The sequence below is a fragment of the Blastopirellula marina DSM 3645 genome (genome assembly GCF_000153105.1).
GTDB lineage: Bacteria > Planctomycetota > Planctomycetia > Pirellulales > Pirellulaceae > Blastopirellula > Blastopirellula marina.
Map to the genome: position 1 here is coordinate 1,890,331 of NZ_CH672377.1, position 23,647 is coordinate 1,913,977.

Here is a 23,647-nt window from a genome sequence, read left to right on the forward strand (position 1 = left end):
CTTTTACGCCAAGCGATCCTTCGCGCGATGCAGCGTCAGCGCCATCAGCGCCGGATGCGTTCCGATCTTCGCGATTTCGGGATCGTCTTCGCTTGCCGTCGCCATCTGATAGGTGCCGTCTGGTTGCATCAGCCAGGCCTGACGGCGATCTTTCAGACAGATATCAAGGATCTCCCACAAGCGTTCCTTCAGCGGGCGCGACTCGACCGGGACGATCGCTTCGACCCGTTTGGTCAGGTTGCGTGACATCCAGTCGGCCGAGCCGATGTAGAACTCGCCGTCGAGCGGGCTCTCGGCGCCGTTGGCGAAGTAATAGATCCGCGAATGCTCGAGGAAGCGGCCGATAATCGAACGGAGCCGCACATTATCGGTAACGCCTTCGACGCCGGGTCGCAAGCAGGCGAAGCCGCGCACGATTAGCTCGACCTGGACGCCGGCCTGCGACGCTTCGACGATCGCGCGGCAGAGCTCGGGGTCTTCCATTGCATTAAATTTCGCGACGATCAGCGAGGGTTTACCGCTTTGATGATTGTCGATTTCTCGCTGCACCATCTGCAAGAACTTTTCGCGCATATTGATCGGCGCGACGAGCAGTTTGTCGAAAGTAGGTGAGCGAGAGCGGCCGGTCAGCATATGAAACAGATTAACGACGTCGTTGCAGATGACCGGGTCGCAGGTGAAGAGTCCTACGTCGGTATACAGGCGAGCCGTTTTGACATGATAGTTGCCGGTGCCGATATGTGCGTAACAGCGCAAGCCGTCCGCCTCTTTACGGACAACCAGCGCAATTTTCGTATGCGTCTTCAGCCCCAACACGCCGTAGACAACATGGGCGCCGATCTTTTCCAGTTCCTTCGCCCAGTGCAGATTCCGTTCTTCGTCAAAGCGCGCCTTCAGCTCGATCAAACAGGCGACTTGCTTGCCCGATTCGGCCGCTTGGATCAGCGAACGGACGAACGGCGTATCGTCACCAACGCGATACACCGTCATTTTGATCGCGACCACTTTCGGGTCGCGCGCCGCGCGACGAATGAAGTTTTCGACGGTCGCGTCAAAGCTGTCAAAAGGATGATGCACGAGCATGTCGCCGGCTTTGATGACCGAGAAGATGTCGGCCTCGTCATCGAGCAGCGTATTGGGAATCACCGGGTTCCATGGTTCGTCGCGGAGCGCCTTGATATCGAGTCCGGCGATCGGCAACAGCCCCGAATAATCGAGCTCTGACGGCAGTTCGTAAACGTCGTCTTCGGTCAGCTCAAACTGACGCATCAACAACCCGCGGACCCACGGGTTCGGGTTGCTTTCAATTTCCAGACGCACGACCGGCTGAAACTTGCGTTGCCGCAGTTCTTCGGCGACGACAGTTCGCAGACTTTCCATATCATCATCGTCATCCAGTTCGACCTCGGCGTTTCGCGTGATCCGGAACGCGGTCGAATCGACAATCGTCATGCCGGGAAACAGAGTCCCCGCGTTGTGATGAATCAGATCCTTCAGCCCCAGATAGTGCCAGCGTGTCTTGTCTTCATCTTCCAGCGCGATCCACTGCGGCAAGATGTTGGGAACTTTGACCCGCGCGAACAGGTTTTCTTCCGAATCTGGAACACGCAGCACAAAGCCAAGCGAGATCGACAAATTCGACATGTAGGGGAACGGGTGCCCTGGATCGAGTGCTAGCGGCGTTAGCGCCGGATAGACGTTGCGCGTGAAAAACTCGTGCGCGCGTGTTCGCTGCGCATCGGTTAGATCTTCCCACTGCAGCAGGTGAATGCCGTTTTCGGCCAACTCAGGCAAGATCGCGTTGTCGTAGGCTTCTCCCTGTTGAGCGTACATTTCGTCGACGGCCTGACGCAGCGACTGCAAATGGAGCTCGGTCGCCGGCGCGCCGATCGAATGCGATAGTTCGGCCCGTTTGCGCGTCCGCAACAAGGCCAACCGCTTCATGAAGAACTCGTCCAGGTTCGACGTGAAGATCGCCAGAAACTTGACCCGTTCTAGCAGCGGCGTCCGTTCGTCCAAAGCTTGTTGCAAGACGCGGCGATTGAACTCGAGCCAGCTCAGATCTCGGTCGAACCAGGCGTCGCGCCAGGTTTTGGGTTCATCCGCGACAGGAACTTCCGGTCGATCGAGCATTGCAAATCTCTAAGACGGTCGAAAAAGGGGATAGAACGATACCTAGTTGAATCCTACACGTTCTAGGGGGAACATCAACAGAGCCTCGGCAATCTTGCTTGGCCGGCGCCCGCGACCGGTCATAATAGGCCGATTGGGCTTGGGAAAATGGGGGACTAGCTGCTAAAAACGGAACTCCTGACACCCCCATTCTTCACCCCCGGAAGAGCGATGTCTTACGCTTGCGGCGCCCTGTTCCTGGATCGTGACGGCACGATCAATATCGAACGCGAATACCTGGCCGATCCGGCGCAGCTAGAACTGCTGCCTGGCGCCGCCGAGGCGATCGCCGCTGCAAATCGGGCTCATGTTCCGGTGATTGTCGTCACTAATCAGTCGGGCGTCGCTCGGGGAATGTTTCCCGAATCGCGAATCGCCGAGATTCACCGGCGTCTCGATCAACTTTTGGCCGAGCAAGGCGCGTCGATCGACGCTTACTATTATTGCCCGCACCATCCGAAATCGGCCAGCGCCGTCTATCGGATCCATTGCGAATGTCGCAAACCGCGGGCGGGGATGCTCTATGCCGCTGCGGCCCAACATGGGCTCGATCTGCACGAAAGCGTCCTGATCGGCGACAAGCCGTCCGATCTCGGCATCGGCCGCTTCGCCGGTTGCCAAACCATTCTGGTGCGAACCGGCTATGGCCAAGAAACCGAGCGGCAACTGCCGGCCGCGGTTCCCTCGCTGATCGGTCGCTTCGATTCGCTGCTTCCTGCCGTCGATTTTTGGCTGCAAGGCCGCTCGGACAAGGCCCGGACTGCGGCGTGATACCCGCTTGGTCGCCCCCCGATATTGGACGCCCTATCAAGCTCCAAACGCTGGAAAGGCCGAAAGGTCATGCAAACGACGAAATTCCGGGCTGTGGAAGCGATGACAACTCACGATAAGTCCTTAGCGTACGAGCGGTTAGATTTCTTCCAAATTGCCATGGTCTGATTAATCGATTTATTGTCTTATACGCCTTAACTTAGGGGGGGCTTCGTACGATCCCCGGATCGTACTGGTAAAAAGCTTCTCCAGATGAAAAAGAGATTGCCCCGCCGACGGTCGCTCGTTTGCGCCCCACGGTTTATTTTCACGGATGAAGATAATTCCAAGGCGAATTTGGCAGCAACTCCTTCGTACGATTCGACCCTGATCGCGAATCTATGTACTCACATCGTTTGATAGGGAGAGAAAACGATGAGCAAAGTTGTCATTCTAGCAGGCGGCCGTGGTACTCGGCTGGCGGAAGAAACGTCGCTGCGTCCGAAACCGATGGTCGAAATTGGCGGAGTACCAATTCTTGCGCACATCCTGGCGACCTACGCTCACTTCGGACATCAGGACTTCTTGATTGCTTGCGGCTATATGGGCGACTACATCGCCAATTATTTTTCCCAATGGCAGGCGGGAAAGCTGCACAATCAGGATTGCGCCCCCTACATTCGTTCGATGCAAAATCAGTGGTCTGTCGGTTGCATCGACACCGGTCTTGATTCGCTGACCGGCGGTCGCGTCTTGCGACTTCGCGAATATCTGCAAGACGATCGATTCATGGTCACTTATGGCGACGGCGTCTGCAACGTCGACATTGATCGGCTGCTCGCATTCCACAAGTCGCATGGTCGTCTGGCCACCGTGACCGCCGTCCGCCCGCCGGCTCGCTGGGGAGCGCTGGTGATGGAGGGCCAACAGGTACGCGCCTTCACCGAAAAATGCTCTGGCATGGAAAATTGGATCAACGGCGGATACTTCGTTTTTGAGCCGGAAGTTCTCGATTATATCACCGATGACTCGACTATTCTCGAAAGAGGTCCGCTGGAAGCACTAGCCCAACAAGGCGAACTGATGGCCTATAAGCACGACGGTTTCTGGCAACCGATGGATACGATTCATGAACGGGATTTGTTAAGAAAAGCGTGGGACACAGAGTCCGCTGAATGGGCAACCAGCGCCCATGAATTTGAGAAGTGGGCGATCCAAGCGTACGGCATCTCGACATCTCGCAAACAAGCCGCCTAGCCGCCTACTGGCGAAATGGACAAGGAGGTCCAGCTAAAAATGATTACCGATACTGACGCATTGAAGCGTGAAAAAGCGCTCGCCGCGTGCCGAGAATATCATGAGTCGCTTCCCAAGCCGAACTTCGTTCCCGGCGAGACCTATGTGCCGGTCACGGGCAAGATTGTCGACGCGGATGATCTAACGCATCTAGTCGACGCTTCGTTAGATCTGTGGCTCACGACGGGTCGCTTTAATACCCGCTTCGAGGCGGCGCTAGGCGATCGATTGGGACTGAAACATGTCCGTTCCACCGTTTCCGGCTCGGCGGCAAATCTGTTGGCGTTCACTGCGCTGACTTCACCCAAGTTGCGAAATCGCCGCATCAAGCCCGGCAGCGAAGTGATCACCGTCGCAGCAGGCTTTCCAACCACCGTGACCCCCATCGTTCAAAACGGCTGCGTACCGGTCTTTGTGGATGTCGATCTAGAAACCGCAAATGCGGACGTCAGCCGAATTGCGGACGCGATCACCGACAAAACGCGGGCCATCATGCTGGCTCACACGCTTGGCAATCCGTTCAACCTGGCGGCGATCAGCCAACTGTGCAAACAGCACGATCTGTTTTTGATCGAAGACTGCTGCGACGCGTTTGGCGCAACGTTTGAAGGACGCGGCGTCGGCACGTGGGGAGACCTGGCGACGCTTAGCTTTTATCCCGCTCACCATTTGACCACCGGCGAAGGGGGCGCGGTTTTAAGCGATCACGGCTACATGATGAAGCTAGTCGAATCGTTCCGCGACTGGGGACGCGACTGCTGGTGCGCACCCGGCGAAGACAATTCGTGCTGCCGTCGATTTGAATGGCAACTCGGCTCGCTGCCAAAAGGCTACGACCACAAGTACACCTATTCCCATTTGGGATACAACATGAAGATCACCGACATGCAGGCGGCGATCGGATTGAGCCAGCTCAACAAAGTCGACGGGTTTATTGATCGCCGTCGCGAAAACTTCGGGGAACTGACGAAGGCGTTTGTCGCCGCTGGAATGGAAGAACACTTCATCTTGCCGCAGGCGACGCCGGGCTCCGATCCTAGTTGGTTTGGATATTTGCTGACGATTCGCGACTCGTCGCCGCTGGATCGGACCGAAGCGGTTCGTTATCTCGAGAAACATCGAATCGGCACGCGACTATTGTTCGCCGGCAATCTGACTCGCCAACCAGCGTTCGCCGATGTCGAGCACCGCGTTGTCGGCGGTTTGGAAAATACCGACAAAATCATGAACGATTCGTTCTGGATCGGCGTTTGGCCTGGGATCGACGCTCAGCGTCGCCAGTACATCTGTTCGACCATGGAAAACATGGTGCAAGAACTGACCGCTGCGAAAGCCGCCTAGTTTGATTTTCCACGATCGCCAAATAGTACCGCAGAGAAACGCCGATGGGTTTTGAACCAACGATAGATTTTTGGTCTGGCAAACGCGTGCTTGTTACCGGGCACACCGGATTCAAAGGCGCCTGGCTCACTTGTTTGCTGCATGAATTGGGCGCTAATGTCTGCGGCTATTCTTTGCCGCCTGAGACCACTCCCAGCGCATTTGACGCGATGGAAGTCGCGGCGATTTGCGATCACCATCTTGGCGATATTCGCGATCTGTCAAAGCTCAAGCAAGTCTTTCAGGACTTCGATCCCGAAATCGTTCTGCATCTTGCCGCTCAACCGTTGGTGCGACTTTCGTACGAGATCCCGCTCGAAACGTTTGACGTCAACGTGCTCGGAACCGCCAACGTTTTGGAAGCCTGCCGCGGTTTGCAATCGCTACAAGCTGCCGTCATGGTGACGACCGACAAATGCTACGAAAACCGAGAATGGGATTGGAGCTATCGCGAAACCGATCCGCTGGGCGGCAAAGACCCCTATAGCGCAAGCAAAGCGTGCGCCGAGATCGTCACCTCCTCGTATCGCGATTCGTACTTTCCGACCGATCGGTTCCAGCAACATGGCGTTGTTGTCGCGAGTGCTCGCGCCGGTAACGTATTCGGCGGCGGCGACTGGGCGAAAGATCGTTTGATTCCAGACTGCATTCGCGCTTTTACCGCCGGAGACGAAGTCGTCCTCCGTATGCCTAGCTCCGTTCGTCCTTGGCAGCATGTCGCGGACGCGTTGTCTGGCTACTTGACGCTGGCTCGCGCCTGCGTCGAAGGGGGCGTCGATTTCGCTCGCGGTTGGAATTTTGGCCCTCCGGCCGAACAACTTTTGACTACTGAAGAACTGGTTCGCCTGACTGCCGTCGCTTGGGGCGATGGCGCCGCCTACCGTTGCGATCCGCCGCAAGACATGCCGCGAGAAGCGGGCTTGCTCCTGCTCGACTCTGGCCTGGCCGCTCGCGCATTACGTTGGAGCCCTCGGCTAACAATGGAAGCCGGCGTAGGCCACACCGTCGCTTGGCACAAAGCGCATGTCGATCGCGCCGACGCGGCGACGCTACGAGCGATGGCGACCGAAACGATCCTGTCCGCTCCGCAGAGGATCCTGAAATGCGCATAGCCATTACCGGCGCAACGGGCTTTGTTGGCCGACATTTGGTGCGACGACTTGTCGAGCGCGGCGAAAGCGTCCGTTTGATCATGCGCAGTGAATCGGACGCGGCGGTAATCGGTGAAGCGCTCTTTCACTGCGAAGTCTTTCGCCACGACGGCAATACAGAATCCCTCTCTAACTACTTTCAACAATCGCGACCGGAGGTTGTGATCCATCTGGCGTCTCTCGTCGCAGCGGAGCATCAACCAAGTGATGTCCGCCAGCTAATCGAGTCGAACGTCACGTTGGCGACGCAACTAGTTGAAGCGATGTGCGCCGCCGGGACAGGCAAATTGATCAACACTGGCACATCGTGGCAGCACTATCAAAATGAAAGCTATAACCCGGTCAATCTCTACGCCGCGACGAAGCAAGCGTTCGAGTCGATCGTCCGGTACTATGTCGAAGCGCATGAATTGCAAGTGATTCATCTGAAGCTATACGACACCTATGGCCCCGATGATCCCCGTCAAAAGCTAATTCCACTGCTGAATCATTGCCGGCAGAGTCGTGAACTGCTTCGTCTTTCGCCCGGCGAGCAATGGATCGACATTTTGCATGTCGATGACGTCGTCGATGCCTATGTTGCCGCGATCGCTCGATTTGACGTAAGCGCATTACCGGAAGAGACTTTCGCTGTCTCGTCAGGCGCTCCGGTCAGCCTGCGAAACCTGGTTGGCCAATTTGAACAAATTGTGGGGCAGAAGCTGAACGTCGACTGGGGATCGCGTCCCTATCGCAATCGCGAAGTGATGCGTCCCTGGTCATCAGGAACGCCGATACCCGGGTGGCGTCCCAAAGTCAAATTCCACTCAGGTATCGCCAATCTCCTGGGAACAGATCTTCGCGCGGCCTGAATCTTCCTTGGACTCGAACTCATACTTTGGCATTTAAAACGAAATCATGAACGCTTGCCCCCCCATTTCAATCAACGACGATCCACGGCCATTGATTACCATTGTCGTTCCGGTCCTGAATGAGGAAGCGAACATTCAACGGCTCTATTCGACCGTGAACGAAACGATGCAACCGGTTGCAGATCGGTACCGAATTGAATTTCTTTTTACAGACAATCACAGCACGGATCGTTCCTTCGAATTGTTGAGCAATATTGCCGCAACCGATTCTCGCGTGCGTGTGCTGCGTTTTTCTCGAAATTTCGGTTATCAGCGGTCGATCTTAACCGGTTATCTCAACGCTTCAGGGGAAGCCGTTATTCAACTTGACTGCGACTTGCAAGATCCGCCGGCAATGATCCTTGAATTTCTCGCGAAATGGGAAGTTGGGTACAAGGTTATCTATGGCGTTCGCAAACAGCGGCGAGAGGGAGTTGGGATCACGCTCGCTCGTAAAGCTTTTTATCGCTTGATCAATTGGCTCAGTGACGATCCGTTACCTTTGGATGCCGGCGACTTTCGCTTGGTCGACCGACGGATTGTGGAAGTTCTGCGCAAACACCAAGATGCAACCCCTTACTTGCGCGGTCAGATCGCCGCGATGGGATTCCGTCAAATTGGCCTCGAATACAGTCGCAGTCCGCGTTTGGATGGCGAAAGCAAATTCGGCTACTACGATCTGATCAACCTAGCGATCGATGGCATCCTCAACCATTCGCCGATCCCCCTGCGTTTGGCCAAATATGTCAGTCAAGCGGCCTTCGTCGTGACTTGCATATTTATCGCGGTATACGCCTCAATGAAACTAACGGTGGGAACTGACTGGACCGCCGGCTTTGCCACGTTGGCCGTGCTGACTCTTTCATCGATCTGCATTAATTCATTGCTGATCGGAATTCAAGGAGAGTATATCGCCAGGATCTATAAGCACACCAAACAACAGCCGTTGACCATTATCGAAGAATCGGTCAACGGTTCGACCGAGTGGACAAGTTCATCGTCCTACAACGCTGAAGAAGCAACGCGACCACAACGCGATGACTTGGCCAAACAATCGCACGCAGCGTAAGCCATCCTCACACAATAAGACTAATACTTCACTAGTTTGGACCAGGAAGATCATCATGGAAGCTTTGTCCAAAAATACGACAAACGCTTCTCCGAACGCCGGAGTAGAATCGATCACCTTACCTGCTCGACTCACCGGAGTTGTTTTGGCGACCGTGAAGAACCCTGTCTTCTGGTCTGCCTGCGTGTTTGCCTGCTCCTTCGTTCTACTCTATTTGCGAATTGGCACTCATTCGGACATGTACGGGTGGTATCAAGGGGACAGCTTGTTTCCCGTGCATGTAGCCCAGGACTTTTTACTTCAGGATTTCTCGTTACGAGGCTGGCGGTTCTGCCCCTCCAATTATGTTTTTCCGGACGCCGTCATCGCCGGAGTGTTTTACCTGTTCACTGGTAATTCTATACTTTCCAGCTTCTTGTCCGGAGTCTTCTTCGTCACGATGACGGTCCTCGGCTATTGCTACCTGGGCCATGTCTGCCACTTGGGTGAAGCACGCACCAGGAACACGTTGGTCCTGTTGGGCGGTGCAATATTCATCCTTTTTTTCGTCGCAACGATGCAATTCGAGGTGTATTTCGTCTTGTTAATTCCGGCAATTCACTCCGGCGCCTACATGTTAATCATCTGGATGACAGGGCTACTGATCTCGATCATTTATGAACCACGCGGTACTCCACGTCGCAAGAAACAACTTTGGATCTTGGCGCTTCTGACATTGCTGACGGCGACCGGCGAACCCCTTATTTTGCCGATGTTCGTTGCCGCTGCAACGGCAGCTGGACTCGCATGTTGGCTGGGCGGTTTGATCGAGCGCCGCAAATTGGACGGCCCGATTTGGATGCTGTGGAGCGTAAGCATCGTCGGTATCCTTGGCTCCTTTTTGCTAATAGACGTCTCTTCTCCGCGAGCGTTCGCTCGCCCCGGGCTTGGCCGATCATGGATCGCGTTGAAAAACTTTATAGGCCTCTTTAGCGAAAGACTGGCCGCAGGAGATCTGATGCACTGGCTAGGCGTCATTTGGATGGTCGGCTGTCTAGGAACCTTCCTCTATTACGTCATTCAGCGAAAACCGAACGAAGGCAACGCAATTCACGCCGCCAAAGGGCGAGTCGCATTCTTAGCCGCATATCTTCTGCTTTCGGCCCTTGGCATGCTCGCTGCGCCGATTGTGGGAGGGCATAGTTCGCTCGTCGACTCTTTAAATTATGGTTATTTGCTTCACTATTGGCACCCGTTTATCTACGGTCCCATTTTCACACTACCGTTGTTGTTGGCTGTGGCGTTTCGCAATATTCATGTACCCAATTGGATTAAGAATTGGTCAGGCGTTACCGTTGGCGCGCCAAGTCTGATCGCGATGATTGTGGTGATGTCGCAAATCGGAATAGGCGACTACTTGCCGCATACCGGACGGACCCAATTTGTCGTGGAAGTAGACGCAATCATCGCTAAACACAAGCTCCATCGCGGCGTTACCAATTTTTGGAAGTCTCGTGCAATTACGACCATGACCAACTCGGACGTGCGGACGGTTCCAATCATGCCGAATTTTGAGTTTCACGACTGGATGCACAACTCGCGAGACATAACCGAAAATAGATTCAATTCAGGAGAATACGTTCCTTTCGATTTCGCCGTCGCGAGCGCAAGTTTCGAATTGCCTGCCAGTCTGTTCATCGCACGATTCGGTGAACCTGCCTGCATTGAAAAAATTGGAGCTGATATCGAAGTCCTCATTTACAACCGTCCCGAGGACGAACAATTCCATCGTTTATTCCGCTCTCCCTATGAATCACCCGGCTATCGAAATCTTTTTGCAGCCGCGGATTTGCCATCACTAGTTGGAGAACTCGAAGACGAAGAACGGGTCGCTGAGTTTGGTCGGGATGACGCCGGAGTCTTGACCTATGGCCCTTGCATCAAGCTTCCAGCGGGAAATTATTCGATCGCGTTCCAATTTTCTGCGGAAAATGAAACGAAAGCGCCGGTCGGAAGCTGGGACATCCTGCTTTCCGAACAAAATGGAAAAGCAGTAAAATCTGTCGCGAGCGGAACTATCTCACCCGACAAAAATGAAATCCGGTACGAATTGAACGTCGAGCCAAACCAAGAGAATAGTCTTCTCGAAGCTCGCGTTCACTATTCCGGCAGCGGTCGCATAGCAGTGAAGGGCATTGAATTACTGCGCCTGCGCTAGGATAAACCGCGTCTGGAAATCACTATGAGTCGATTTTCATGATGACCTATTTTTTGACGACAAGCTCCGAACCCGGTCGTCTCGACTTCAGTGTGACTGTCGCCGGAGCGAATTAATTTGAGCACTTGGCCGAGCGTACTATGAACGGCGCTGGCGGCGAAGCCCGCGCCGAGATTGACATTTTGTAAAACGACGCCTACAGCAGTTCGAATCGCGGATCCGTTCCCCGGAGAATGGCCATCATGGCGCAATCGCCGTGCGCTGTCCGCCTATTTCAAGAGAACTTTCCTCAACATTATTCTAGCGAATCTTGGCTTTTATTGGTCGCTTAACGATCACTCAGGAAGTCTTGAAAGCCGCTGTTTTTCCCGTAAGCGGGCGAAAATCTTATCTGTGAGAGTTTTGCTGGAGCGAATGTCCGTGCGTTCTCTGCGGAAATGCTCTAACGGCCACAAATAGGTCGTTTTTCAATTATTTCTTGGGGCCTTTTCTCCCGCAATCTTCTCAGTTCGAGACGTTCATTCCTGTTTTTCATGAATCGGCATAGAGGTTGCATCTTGGTCCGCCCAAATTAAATGGTCGAACGTAGATTGCCGACTAGAAAGACGGGGTCGGCGATCTAATAGTTAGGGGGAAATTGGTCATGGGCAATTCACCAGAGCTGCCGCGTTCTCGTGATGGTCACGCGGATGAAATCGTCCGGGAACTGCGCGACTTGGACGAGACGGAAGAGGGCGAGATGCCCCTGGATGGTGATTCTAACTCTACCCGAATGTCTCAGTTTTCTGTGGTTGGTTTAGGCGCTTCGGCTGGCGGCTTAGAGTCACTAGAAATCTTCTTCGCCAACATGCCTTATGACTCCGGAATGGCGTTCATCGTCGTTCAACATTTGTCGCCTGACTTCAAGAGCGTGATGGACGAACTGCTGGCGCGGCAAACGAAAATCCCGATCTATCGCGTCACTGATGGAATTGAAGTCAAGCCCAACTCGATCTATCTGATCCCCCCCAAAAAGGAAATGATCATCGCCAACGGCAAGTTGCTGTTGAGCGACAAAGATCCAAAATCGGGTTTGGCGCTGCCGATCGATATCTTCTTCCGCTCGTTGGCGCAAGACTGCGGTCCGCGCTCGATCGGGATCGTCTTGTCCGGAACCGGCAGCGACGGGTCGCGGGGAATCCGTGATATTCATGAGGCAGGCGGTTTGGTGATCGCGCAAGAATCAGATTCCGCCAAATTCGATGGAATGCCGAAAAGCGCCGTCGAAACTGGCGAAGTGGATTTAATTCTCCCCCCTGAGAAAATCCCGCCAGCGTTGTTGTCTTACGTTCGGCATCATAGCGCCGAGGGATACGCACTAGAGCAGGCGCAAACAAATCCGTCGATTCTGGAAGGCTTTGACGCGATCTTCCAATTACTGCGGACCAACTATGACATCAACTTCTCGTTCTACAAACGGACGACGGTCACGCGCCGCGTGCAGCGCCGTTTGCTGATGAGTCAGATCACCGATTTGGAAGAATACGTCGATCGCCTGCGCGAAGATCCGGAAGAGCTTAATCGGTTGTACAAAGATCTGCTGATCGGCGTGACGAAGTTCTTTCGTGATGGCGAAGCATTCGAGCGACTGCAGAAGGAGATCTTACCGTCGCTGATTGAGAAGGTTCCCGACGATGGGGAACTCCGGATTTGGGTCGCCGGCTGCGCGACGGGAGAAGAACCGTATTCGATCGCGATTTTGGTGCAAGAGCTGCTAGAGCAGTTGAAGCGGCCGCTCCAGGTCAAGATCTTTGCGACCGACGTCCACCGAACTTCGTTGGAGTTCGCCAGCGTCGGGATCTATAGCGAAGCGTCCGTTTCTGAGGTGCCGATCAGTCGCATGGAACGCTTTTTTACACGGGTTAAAGGAGGCTATCGCGTCTCCCAAGAGCTTCGTCAGATGATCGTCTTCGCACCGCACAACATCATCAAAGACGCTCCATTCACCAAGATCGACTTGATCACCTGCCGCAATTTGTTGATCTACCTGGAAACCTTGGCGCAGAAAAAAGCGATCTCGTTGTTTCATTTTGCGCTGAATACCGGCGGCGTCATGATGATGGGGCCCAGTGAGAGTCCTGGTGAATTGGCCGAAGAATTTGAGGCCCTCGACGAGCGTTGGAAAGTCTATCGCAAGCGACGCGACAAGCGTTTGCCGCCTGACATGCGTTTGCCGCTTTCCGCCGGATATGCGAAGCCGCAAGGAGTCTCACGATTTAGCGTCGCCTCAGCGGCGGTCGCTCCGCCGGACGGTCCGCTGCTGCGAGCGTATGACGAGTTGCTGAAAGAGCATGCGCCCCCCAGCTTGCTCGTCAACGACCATCGCGAACTGATCCAATCGTTCGGCGGCGGATCGGACTATTTGAAGATGCGCGATGGTCGTCCTTCGCACGACTTCCTCGATCTGATGATCCCTGATCTGCGAATTCCCGTGACGACGGCGATCCAACAGGCCGCAAAAAAGCGAACGCCAGTCAGCTTTCGCGGGATTCGAATTCAAGTCGGCGACACGCAACAAGTCGTTCATCTGGCGGTCAAACCGATCCAAGATCGTCAAACGGGCGGCGAGTTTTTTCTCATCACGTTCCAACCGCTGACGTCTCGCTCCACTGCAGAAGTCGCCGCCGAGGCCGATATCGGCCTCGGTATTGAGGAGGCCTCACGCGATCAGATCGTGGCGCTCGAAGGAGAACTGCGCTACACGAAAGAAAATCTGCAAGCGACAGTCGAGGAGATGGAGACCAGCAATGAAGAATTGCAAGCGACTAACGAAGAGCTGGTCGCATCGAATGAAGAGTTGCAGAGCACCAATGAAGAACTGCACAGCGTCAATGAAGAGCTCTATACGGTCAACGCCGAATATCAGAAGAAAATCGCTGAGCTGACGGAGATGACCGCGGATCTCGACAGCTTGTTGTATAGCACCGACTTGGGCGTTATTTTTTTGGATCGCGAACTTTGCATTCGAAAATACACTCCCAAGATCGGCGATGCGTTTCATCTCGTCGCTTCCGACATCGGCCGCCGGATCGACAGCTTTTCGCACAACATCGAACACGCCGGACTGATGGACGATCTGAATGCGGTCCTGGAGAACGGCGAGCCGATCGAAAGGGAAGTTCGCGCCGGCCAGTCGCAGACGCTGTTACTGCGAGTATTGCCCTATCGGCCCAAACAAACGGTGCAAGGAGTCGTACTGACGCTGATTGACATCAGCCGATTGAAGCAAGCCGAAAACGAATCGCGGCTCATGTCGAAAGTATTTGTTGACGCAGCGGATCCGATCGTCGTCGAAGACCTAGAGGGCCGAATCACCGATTTAAACGCCGAAGCGCAGCGTGTGTACGACTATTCGCGCAGTGAGTTGATTGGACAGAGATTCGAACTGTTGGTCCCGCCGGAGGATTCTCTCCGATCGCGCGAGCTGCGCCAGCGCTGCTTGGAAAAAGGGGGGCTGCGCAATATCGAAACGGTCAAACAAGATCGTCAAGGAAATGTCTTTCCCGTCTTGTTGACGCTCTCTGTTCTGACTGACGAGCAAGGGAAGCCTGTCGCGATCGCCAGCAGCGCGAAGGACATCACCGATCGAATCAATGCCGAGAAAGAGGCGCGAGCCGCCGTGAACAATCGCGACCAGTTTCTGGCGATGCTCTCGCACGAACTGCGAAATCCGCTAGGAGCCACGCTGACGGCGACCTATGTCTTGGATCTAGAGCCGAACCTCTCGCCCGATGTGCGCGAAGTATGCGACGTAATTCAAAGACAAACGCTGCAAGCGGCGCGGTTGCTGGACGATTTGCTGGATGTGTCGCGCGTCATGCGAGGAAAGATCGAGATTCGCCCGCAAGTGGTCGACTTGCGAACCTTGGTCGAGGACGTCACCCAGGCGGTCGCCCCACTCATTCAAGCGCGAGAACATAACCTGGTGATTGAAGTGCCCGAGACGCCGGTGCTGGTCGAAGGAGATCCGACGCGTCTACTGCAAATTCAGGAAAATCTGTTGGCGAACGCGGCGCGGTACACCGCGCCAGGGGGCGAAATCCGATTCTCCCTGTCACGCGAAGATGGAGAGGCCGTCAATCGCGTCAAAGACAACGGAAGTGGAATACCGCCTCACATGCTGGAACGCATTTTTGAGTTGTTCGTGCAATCGGATGATACCCTGGATCGAACCGATGGCGGGATGGGGCTCGGCTTGACCTTGGTGAAGACACTGGTCGAGTTACATGGTGGACGGGTTTCGGCCCATAGCGATGGACCGGGGAAGGGGAGTGAGTTTGTTCTGCGATTGCCGCTGTTGGCCGATGGACGAATCCAGCAACACCCCGATGCGAACGGGAGTCCGAGCATCACCCAAACTCATCGACGCATCGTATTGATCGAAGACAACAAAGATTGCCGCGAAATGCTGGAGACAATGCTCCGACTTGATGGGCACGATGTCTGCACCGCCAATGAAGGGCAGCAGGGGCTTGACCTGATCTTGCATCAGAATCCTGATGTCGCGATCGTCGATATTGGCCTACCGCAATTGAGCGGCTACCAAATCGCCCAGAATGTTCGCAAAAAACTCGGCGACGCGATCTACTTGATCGCGCTGACCGGCTATGGCCGCACGGAAGATCGCAAAGCGGTGCGTAACGCCGGTTTCGACATGCATTTAGTCAAGCCGCTAAAGCCGGCCGAATTAACCCGCGCCCTCGAAGAGCTAAATCGCTCCCAATAATCGGGCTACCAGTTCACGCCGACCGAAGTGACCACGCCGAAGAAGCCGACATTACCTTCTTCGCTTGTCGCGTTGCCGACGCCGTTCCAGAATTGCCCTTCCATCGCGACGGTCGCAAAAGGTTTCCAGATGCGGCAAGTCTGGCCGCCGCTCCATTGCAGCCCCAACTGCAATTCGCCGATCGACAACAGGTCATCGCGACTGGAAGTGCTGGTCGTCGTAAAAGGGGTCGTCAGATCGAGATCTTCGCCAGCATTCAAGTTGCTGTGGGCATCGCCAAACAATAGCGAACCACGGCCGCGCGTGAACAGGGACCAACAAGGCGCGACAGGAACCGATGCGAACATCGACAACGTCGGACCGAATCCGCTGAGGCCATGTTGATAGTCGATCTGCCCCGCAAGCGTGCCTGCGGCGTCGACCGTCTGTGAGAGATAACTCTGGTTGATCTCGGCATAACGAACGCCGCCGGCGACCCCAAAGTTCCAGCACGAAAAACAGCCTTTCTTCGTTAACTCGAGATCGATCGTGTAGGCGGTCAGTCCTGAGTTGGCGGTAAATGTCTCGCCGGGAATCGTGGTCGAGGTATCAACATCGCCAAACAGCGGCGGCGTTATTCGGCCAAATCCATCGGCCGGCGGCTGCGCGGTGATGCTGGCGGGATCATGAGAGAAACGCCACCAGGTCGCCTGAAAGCCGATGTTGTCGTTGAGTTGAACTCCCGTGAAAACACGCGGAGCAAACGCCATCTTCGATTCGAACTCGACCTGCTGATACGACTCGAAACTCGCGCCGTCTGACTGCATCAAGTTATAAGCGGGGTTTTCGCTGAACCGCGGCGCCAAAAAAGTCGCCTCGAAGCCGGCGTACCAGTTGGAGCGACAAGGGACGCATTCATCCATACAACCGCCTGACATGTCTTCGCCGGTCATCATCCTCGAATCACCGGGCGAATAGGTCGTCTCGGTCGGCATCATCGTCGTCGCGTGATAGCTGACCGGCGCAACGTGATCGTTAGTGGCGATCATCGCCACCGACTGCGGGCTAGCAGTCCGCTTGGGCGCCGTCGTCATGGGACGCGCGACGGCCGGTTGTCGGAGCCGCTGCGGTTGGGCGTTGGAACGGGCGCCGCCCACGTTATGAGCCGACTCCGCAAAAGCGGCGGTCGTAAAAACTCCGATGAGCAGCGCGACGGCGAGTAAGCGAGTAAATGACATCCAACAGTCTCCACAAACGAAGCTCGGGATTGAGCCAGAAACGGACTCTAAATTTCCCTACAATCGTCTATCGGTAGGCTGCGCAGAATAATCCAGCTTTTCCGGTTGTATCAATTTTGCAGCTGCTAGCAGCTATCAGACAGGAGCGGAGAGCGTGACGACAAACTCCTCGTCGTCGGCAAGTGGAGGTTCGCCGTTATCGATGACAAGCACGCGGAAAGAGACAGGGCCAGGTAGGTCCGCCGCCGTCGGAGTCCAACGAATAATTGCGTGGTTGTTATCTATCTTTTCAATGGTCGCACCCGCGGGCGAATCTTCGGCGTCGAGAATGTAGGTGAGCGTATCCCCGGGGTTGGGATCGGTTGCGGTAATTTCGATGACCAGTTCGACCCCGACTTGGGCCATTTGATCGGGGATCGGCGCGAGATCAGGCGACAAGTTGACAACCGCTTCCGCCGGGACGCAGAGCAAATAGACTCCGTCGTGATCGACGACGCCATCTCCGTTCCATGCGATCGCAAACGCGGCGTCCGATGCGGCGATGTTCGGAGCACGCTGGTGACCGAACTGCGGCGTCGCGGTCGACGCGTTGACAAAAAATTCATCTGCAAGCGCCGGCGTCGGCGTCGAGAGATCAATGCTGCGGGCTTTCACATTCCAGCCGGTTCCATCCAACACGCCATCGGTCCAGGCCGCGATGATCGCCCCGTCGGCGGTCGCCGCCAAATTCACTTCGAATTGCTGCCCCGCGGTCGCCGCATTGATCAGGAACTCGGATCCGATCAGCCCGGTCGAAACGCCGACTTGTTGGGCATAGATTCCCCAGCCGTCGCCATCTTGATTGCGACTTTGCCAGGCGACCGCGAAACTATCGCCGAGCGCAACGACGCTCGCCGCTTCTTGACTTTGAGCCGTGTTGGCGTTGACCAGAAACTCGCTCCCCAGCTTCGTTCCGTCCGCGCTGAATCGCTGAGCGTAAATGCCCCAATCGCTGCCATCCTGGTGGCGACTGCTCCACGTGACCAGCATGATTCCGTCCGCGTTGATCGCGATGTCGGCGTACGCTTGTTCGCGAAAGGTCGTCGTGTTGACCAGCATTTCCCCAGACAGCGCGACGCCGGCGCTGCTGAACCGGCGAGCAAAGATTCCATCAAAATCGCCGCTGCCGACTCCTTGCCAAACGAAAGTCGCCGTGCCGTCGGACGCGATCGCGACCTCCGGGTTTTCCTGCACGCCGCCGGTCGTTTGATTGATCAGCACTTCGCCTGTCATCGCATTGCCGGAAGCGTCGTACCAGCGAGCAAAAACGCCGGACCGATCTCCAACTCCGCGGCCTTGCCAGACGGCGAGAAATCCGCCGCTGGGGAGCAGCGTGATCGAGACATTTGATTGCTCGCCCGCCGTGGTCTGATTGATCAATTGCGAAGAACCAAGCGGTTGCCCCGATTCATCCAGAAGGCGAAAGAAGACGCCGTCGCGATCGCCGAACCCCACGCCGGAGTAAGCGACAACGATTGATCCATCGTCCAAAAACGAGGCCGAATTTCCGGCATCCGTAATTTGGTCCCCGATGCTCGGCTCGTTGACCAACTGTTCTACGCCGGTCGGAGAAACGCTCAGCAGTTGGCGACCTTCCAGCCGCTCACAAGATAAAGCTCGTCGGTAGGACATGCAGAAATGAATCTTTTGAGGGTGAAAGGGGGGCTGACAACACCATGATAATCACGACCTTTCAACGATCATCCTGAATCTGCTGTTTGGTTCGTAATAAAAGAAAGGACACCTCGATTGAGATGTCCTTTCTCCCAAAAAAATGAGACAGGTCTAACGACTTCGCTGACGGTTACAGCCAAGGTTCGTCTAGGACTTCGGTCAGGGCGAGATCAAATTCATCGTTGTTGATCGATTCCCCTTCCAAAGGAGGTTCGCCTGCCGTGACGATCGTCACGGTACCGACAGCGGCCACGCTGGCGAGCGTGCCGTCATCGACGACCACTTCCACCAGGCGATCGGTTTCGTCCGGATCTTCCGCACTGTTCTCGTAGGTGAGCGTTCGCAGCACTAGCTCGTAGTTGGCCAGCGTATCTGCTCCGCTTAGCGTCAGCACGCCGTTCAGATAACTAGCGGTAATCGCTGTCCCGGTCGTGTCGACCGCAAGGGTTTCGGCGGCGCCATCGAGCAGGTTGGAGATGGTTACCGTCGCCGAGGCCAAGGTGGCGTTGTCGACATCGGTCACCGTCAGATCGGTATCGACAATCACAACCGGCCCAGCATCCTCGGTGAAGGTTGCGGCGAAACCGGTTCCGGCGTCCTCCCCGTTCAGGTCGACTTCCGGAGCGTTATTAACGGCGACAACCGTGACCGTGCTGACCACTGCGACGCTGTCGTCCGTCCCGTCGTTAACCGTCACTTCGACCAGACGATCCGCTTCGCTCGGGTTGCCTGAGGTGTTCTCGTAGGCGAGCGTACCCAGCACCAACTGGTAGTTGGCCAACGTATCTTCTCCGATCATCGTCAGTACGCCATCCACATAGGTCGCGATAATCGACGTGCCGGTAACATCGACAGTCAGCGCCTCGGCGTCGCCGTCCAGCAAGTTTGTGATTGTCACCGTGGCCGAAGTCAACGTCAGGTCGTCGGTATCAAACACCCCTAGGTCAGAATCGACGATCGTTACCGCACCACCATCTTCAGTAAAGGTGACGGCAAAGCCGGTTCCCTCGTCCTCACCGTTCAGATCAACGATCGGCAAAGCGTTCGTCAACGTGACGGTGAATGACTCCGAGTCGGTTCCCGGAGCGTCGGGGTCGTTATCGGTCACCAACACGACAAACACAAACGGGCCGGCGCCTTCTTCCACAGTCGGAGTCCACTCGATCAATGCCGTCGTATCACTGGTTTTCGTGATCGTCGCCGAGGCTGGCATGCTGCTGCTCGGATCATCAAAATCAAGTTGGAACGTCAGATCGTTCCCCTCCAGATCGGACGCGGTGACAATCACCTGCATCGCGACGCCAACTTGCGCTTCCTGATCGGCGATCGCTTCCAGATTCGGCGATTCGTTCACGTCCACAACGGTGACCGTGCTGACCGCCGCGACGCTATCGTCGGCGCCATCGTTGACGATCACTTCGATCACCCGAGCGGTCTCGGTCGGTTCTTGCGACGTGTTCTCGTAAGTGAGCGTACGCAAGACCAACTCATAGTTGGCCAGCGTATCTTCGCCGGTCAACGTCAACACGCCGTCGACGTAACTGGCCGTGATCGCTGTCCCGGTCGTATCCACCGCCAGCTCTTCGGCGGCGCCGTCCAGCAGATTGGTGATTGTGACGGTGGCCGAAACCAGCGTCGTATTGTCGACATCGGTCAGCGTCAGATCGGTATCAACGATCGCGACGGGACCTTCGTCTTCAGTAAAGGTCGCCGTGAAGCTGGTCCCTTCATCTTCGCCGTTCAAATCGACGATCGGCAAAGCGTTGATGAGCGTGACGGTGAAGGTCTCCGAATCGGACAGCGCATCCGTCGCATCATCATCGGTTACCAGAACGACAAACACGAACGGGCCGGCGCCATCTTCAATACTCGGCGTCCAGGAGATCAACGCCGTCGTATCGCTGGTCTTGGTGATCGTCGCCGATGCAGGCATGTTGCCGCTGGGATCATCAAAGTCGAGCTGGAATTCCAGCGCATCCCCTTCTGAATCGGAAGCGGTGACGATCACTTCCATCAATTCGCCGACCTGGGCGTCTTGATCGGAGATCGCTTCCAGATTCGGCGCGTCATTGACTCCCACGACGGCGACCGTACTAACCGCCGCGACGCTATCGACAGCGCCATCGTTGACAGTCACTTCGATCAGACGAGCGGTCTCGGTTGGATTCTCCGACGTGTTCTCGTAAGTGAGCGTACGCAAGACCAACTCATAGTTGGCCAGCGTATCTTCGCCGGTCAACGTCAACACGCCGTCGATGTAACTGGCCGTGATCGCTGTCCCGGTCGTATCCACCGTCAGTTCTTCGGCGGCTCCATCCAGCAGATTCGTTATCGTGACGGCGGCCGATGCTAACGTCGTATTATCAATGTCCGAAATCGTCAGATCGGTATCGACGATCGCGACGGGACCTTCGTCTTCGGTAAAGGTCGCCGCGAAGCCGGTTTCTTCATCCTCACCGTTCAGATCGATGATCGGCGGATCGTTGACGAGCGTGACGGTGAAGGTCTCCGAATCGGAAAGCGCATCGGTCGGATGATCATCAGTTACCAACACGACAAACACAAACGGCCCGGCGCCATCTTCAATACTCGGCGTCCAGGAGATCAACGCCGTCGTATCGCTGGTCTTGGTGATCGTCGCCGATGCAGGCATGTTGCCGCTGGGATCATCAAAGTCGAGCTGGAATTCCAGCACATCCCCTTCCGGATCGGAAGCGGTGACGATCACTTCCATCACCACGCCGAGATGAGCTTCTTGATCGGAGATCGTCTCCAAATCGGGAGCGTCGTTCACGCCTACAACCGTGACCGTGCTGACCGCCGCAACGCTATCACTTTCGCCATCATTGACGATTACTTCGATCAGACGAGCGGTCTCAGTCGGGTTTTCCGAAGTATTATTGTAGGTGAGCGAACGCAAGACCAGCTCATAGTTGGCCAGCGTATCTTCACCGGTCAATGTCAGCACGCCGCCAACATAGCTGGCCGTGATCGCCGTCCCGGTCGTATCGACCGCTAAGATTTCGGCGGCGTCGTCCAGCAGATTGGTGATCGTCACGGTCGCCGAAGTCAACGTCGCGCTATCGGCGTCGGCGATCGCCAGATCGGCGTCGACAATCGCGACGGGGCCTCCATCTTCGGTGAAGGTCGCACTGAAATCGATGCCTGCGTCGTCGCCGTTCAGATCGACGCTCGGCGCATTATCCTCAAGCAAGATCGAGACGGTGCTGATCGCGGCGACGCTATCGTCGACGCCATCGTTGACGACCACTTCGATCACGCGAGCGGTCTCGGTCGGATCAAGCGAGGTATTGTCATAGGTAAGCGAACGCAGGACCAGCTCATAGTTGGCCAGCGTATCCTCGCCGCTCAAGGTCAATACGCCGCCGACATAACTCGCGGTGATCGCCGTGCCGGTGGTGTCGACCGCCAAGACCTCGGAGTCGCCATCCAACCAGTTGGTGATCGTCACGGTCGCCGAAGTCAACGTCGTGTTGTCGACATCCGCTAGCGCCAGATCGGTATCGACAATCGCCGCCGGACCATCTCCTTCGGCAAATGTCGCTTCAAAACTAGTTCCCGCATCGTCGCCGTTCAGGTCGACCGTCGGCGCATCGTTGACCGGAACGACCGTAATCTTCGACGCAGCTTTGACGCTGTCAGAAACCCCGTCGTTGACCGTCACTTCAATCGTGCGAACGGTGGAGTCCGGATCTTGCGACGTATTGTTGTACTGGAGCGTTCGCAGGACTTGCTGGTAATTGGCCAGCGAATCAGCCCCCGAGAGGAGCAGTTCTCCGGTGTTGGGGTCATAGCTGGTCACGACGATGCTCGTGCCGGTTACATCCACCGAAAGCGACTCCGCCGCTCCATCGGGACGATTCACCAGCACAATCTTGGCCGAGTCGAGCAGCGGACTGTCCGCATCCGTCACCGTCAGGTTTGCCCCGACGGCGGCGACTGGCCCGCCATCTTCCGTAAATTGGCCGTTGTAGCCGGTTCCGGCCGTGGGGCCGTTCAGATCGACCGACGGGGTCTGGTTTCCTGCGGCCGAAACGACAATCGTGAATGTTTCAGCGTCCGCTAGCGGCGTCGTTCCCCGGTCGATCGCGATGACGATGATTTTATGAGACCCCACCTGATCTGCCGTCGGCGTCCAAGTGAAGATGCCGGAGGTCGAAATCTTCGCTCCTTCCGGCGTGTCGGTGCCGACATCGGGATCCAGCACCAGGCGAATCTGATCGCCGGTCGGATCTCCGCTCGCGTCCAAGTCGACAACGGTTGCGCCATTGGCGAACAAATCGATCGTGAACGCTTGCCCCACGACCAGATTGATCTGGGGAACGTCCGCGAGATTGAGGTCCGGAGCGCAATCATTGCCAGGCACGCCGGAAGCCGTCAGCACCACGCGCGGCTCCAGCGACTCCAATTGTGAGACATGGTTCCGGCTTCGGCGAGCTTTGGGGGAGGAGGCGCGGAAGGGACGCAATGAGTTTAGATCACGGCGATTTTGCATAGAGATGTTTCTGTAGGTCTTCGTTGGAATAGGGGAAGGAACGGAGGCCGACCAGATTCCACCTGGTCAGTCTAGGTAAAGCGTGGCAATTCTAACGGATAGGGTGCGAAGTCAACTAATCCACTTTCACGCATGCTTTACCCAGCCAAGCGGGACGCTGAAATGGCCGATCGCGCCGAATCTGTCACCCTGGATAAAAGGGGCAATTTGCGGCCATGTTGTCTGGTGAATCTTCGTCTTTAGTTCGACTTAACAACGCGAAAATTGGTTCCACCGACGCTGGTTTACTCCTCCTAAAATCCCAAGATTCTTGAAAATTGCGCATAAGATTTATTCGGACAATTCTTCGCAAACACCCAAGACGTCAACGCTAGCATTCGCCAGTTGGTATGCGCTGCGTAACAAGTTCTCGGCGACGGAGCGGCGATCGCGTTTTGATTGAAACACCAAACGCGTTCCTTCGAGTCGCCAAATTTTCCCCAATCTCGCCAAGCGGACATTTCTAATGGACGCGAAGTCGCCGCTCGAAAC

General features: G+C 55.8%; 12 protein-coding genes. 8 read left to right on the forward strand and 4 right to left on the reverse strand.

Features of this window, described 5'->3' with window-relative positions; all coding sequences use genetic code 11:
• Positions 1-3 precede the first annotated feature (3 nt).
• A complete protein-coding gene (ppk1, locus tag DSM3645_RS26905) occupies positions 4-2,133 on the reverse strand; it encodes a polyphosphate kinase 1 (protein WP_002655831.1) in 2,130 nt (709 codons plus the stop codon).
• 210 nt (positions 2,134-2,343) lie between these two features.
• On the opposite strand from ppk1, the gene DSM3645_RS26910 reads away from it, so the two are divergent.
• The 8 genes from DSM3645_RS26910 (at position 2,344) to DSM3645_RS26955 (ending at position 15,670) form a co-directional block, all read left to right on the forward strand.
• Positions 2,344-2,943, forward strand: coding sequence for a D-glycero-alpha-D-manno-heptose-1,7-bisphosphate 7-phosphatase (locus tag DSM3645_RS26910; RefSeq protein WP_002655832.1), 600 nt, complete (start codon positions 2,344-2,346; stop codon positions 2,941-2,943).
• A gap of 414 nt (positions 2,944-3,357) precedes the next feature.
• A complete protein-coding gene (gene rfbF / locus DSM3645_RS26915) occupies positions 3,358-4,179 on the forward strand; it encodes a glucose-1-phosphate cytidylyltransferase (RefSeq protein ID WP_002655833.1) in 822 nt (273 codons plus the stop codon).
• Between the two features lie 39 nt (positions 4,180-4,218).
• The gene (gene rfbH / locus DSM3645_RS26920) at positions 4,219-5,559 is read left to right on the forward strand and encodes a lipopolysaccharide biosynthesis protein RfbH (RefSeq protein WP_116344619.1); all 1,341 of its coding nucleotides are present in this window, start codon (positions 4,219-4,221) and stop codon (positions 5,557-5,559) included.
• 44 nt (positions 5,560-5,603) lie between these two features.
• Complete coding sequence (gene rfbG, locus DSM3645_RS26925) at positions 5,604-6,710, forward strand: CDP-glucose 4,6-dehydratase (RefSeq protein ID WP_002655835.1); 1,107 nt, start codon at positions 5,604-5,606, stop codon at positions 6,708-6,710.
• The gene (locus tag DSM3645_RS26930; protein WP_002655836.1) at positions 6,701-7,600 is read left to right on the forward strand and encodes an NAD-dependent epimerase/dehydratase family protein; all 900 of its coding nucleotides are present in this window, start codon (positions 6,701-6,703) and stop codon (positions 7,598-7,600) included. The genes rfbG and DSM3645_RS26930 overlap by 10 nt, the downstream gene beginning before the upstream one ends.
• Positions 7,601-7,691: 91 nt before the next feature.
• Positions 7,692-8,708, forward strand: a complete 1,017-nt coding sequence (locus DSM3645_RS26935; protein WP_237564943.1) for a glycosyltransferase family 2 protein — start codon at positions 7,692-7,694, stop codon at positions 8,706-8,708.
• 55 nt (positions 8,709-8,763) lie between these two features.
• Positions 8,764-10,905 carry a hypothetical protein gene (locus DSM3645_RS26945; protein WP_131282856.1) on the forward strand — a complete coding sequence of 714 codons (2,142 nt, stop codon included), beginning with the start codon at positions 8,764-8,766 and terminating at the stop codon, positions 10,903-10,905.
• Positions 10,906-11,548: 643 nt separating this feature from the next.
• Positions 11,549-15,670 carry a chemotaxis protein CheB gene (locus tag DSM3645_RS26955; protein WP_002655839.1) on the forward strand — a complete coding sequence of 1,374 codons (4,122 nt, stop codon included), beginning with the start codon at positions 11,549-11,551 and terminating at the stop codon, positions 15,668-15,670.
• Between the two features lie 5 nt (positions 15,671-15,675).
• Here DSM3645_RS26955 and DSM3645_RS26960 read toward each other — a convergent pair whose 3' ends face one another.
• The 3 genes from DSM3645_RS26960 to DSM3645_RS26970 form a co-directional block, all read right to left on the reverse strand.
• Positions 15,676-16,887: an Lpg1974 family pore-forming outer membrane protein gene (locus tag DSM3645_RS26960; RefSeq protein WP_002655840.1), complete on the reverse strand. Its 1,212-nt coding sequence runs from the start codon at positions 16,885-16,887 to the stop codon at positions 15,676-15,678.
• Positions 16,888-17,022: 135 nt separating this feature from the next.
• Positions 17,023-18,558, reverse strand: coding sequence for a hypothetical protein (locus DSM3645_RS26965; protein ID WP_002655841.1), 1,536 nt, complete (start codon positions 18,556-18,558; stop codon positions 17,023-17,025).
• A 172-nt stretch (positions 18,559-18,730) separates the two neighbouring features.
• Positions 18,731-23,116: a hypothetical protein gene (locus DSM3645_RS26970; protein WP_131282858.1), complete on the reverse strand. Its 4,386-nt coding sequence runs from the start codon at positions 23,114-23,116 to the stop codon at positions 18,731-18,733.
• Positions 23,117-23,647: the final 531 nt, after the last annotated feature.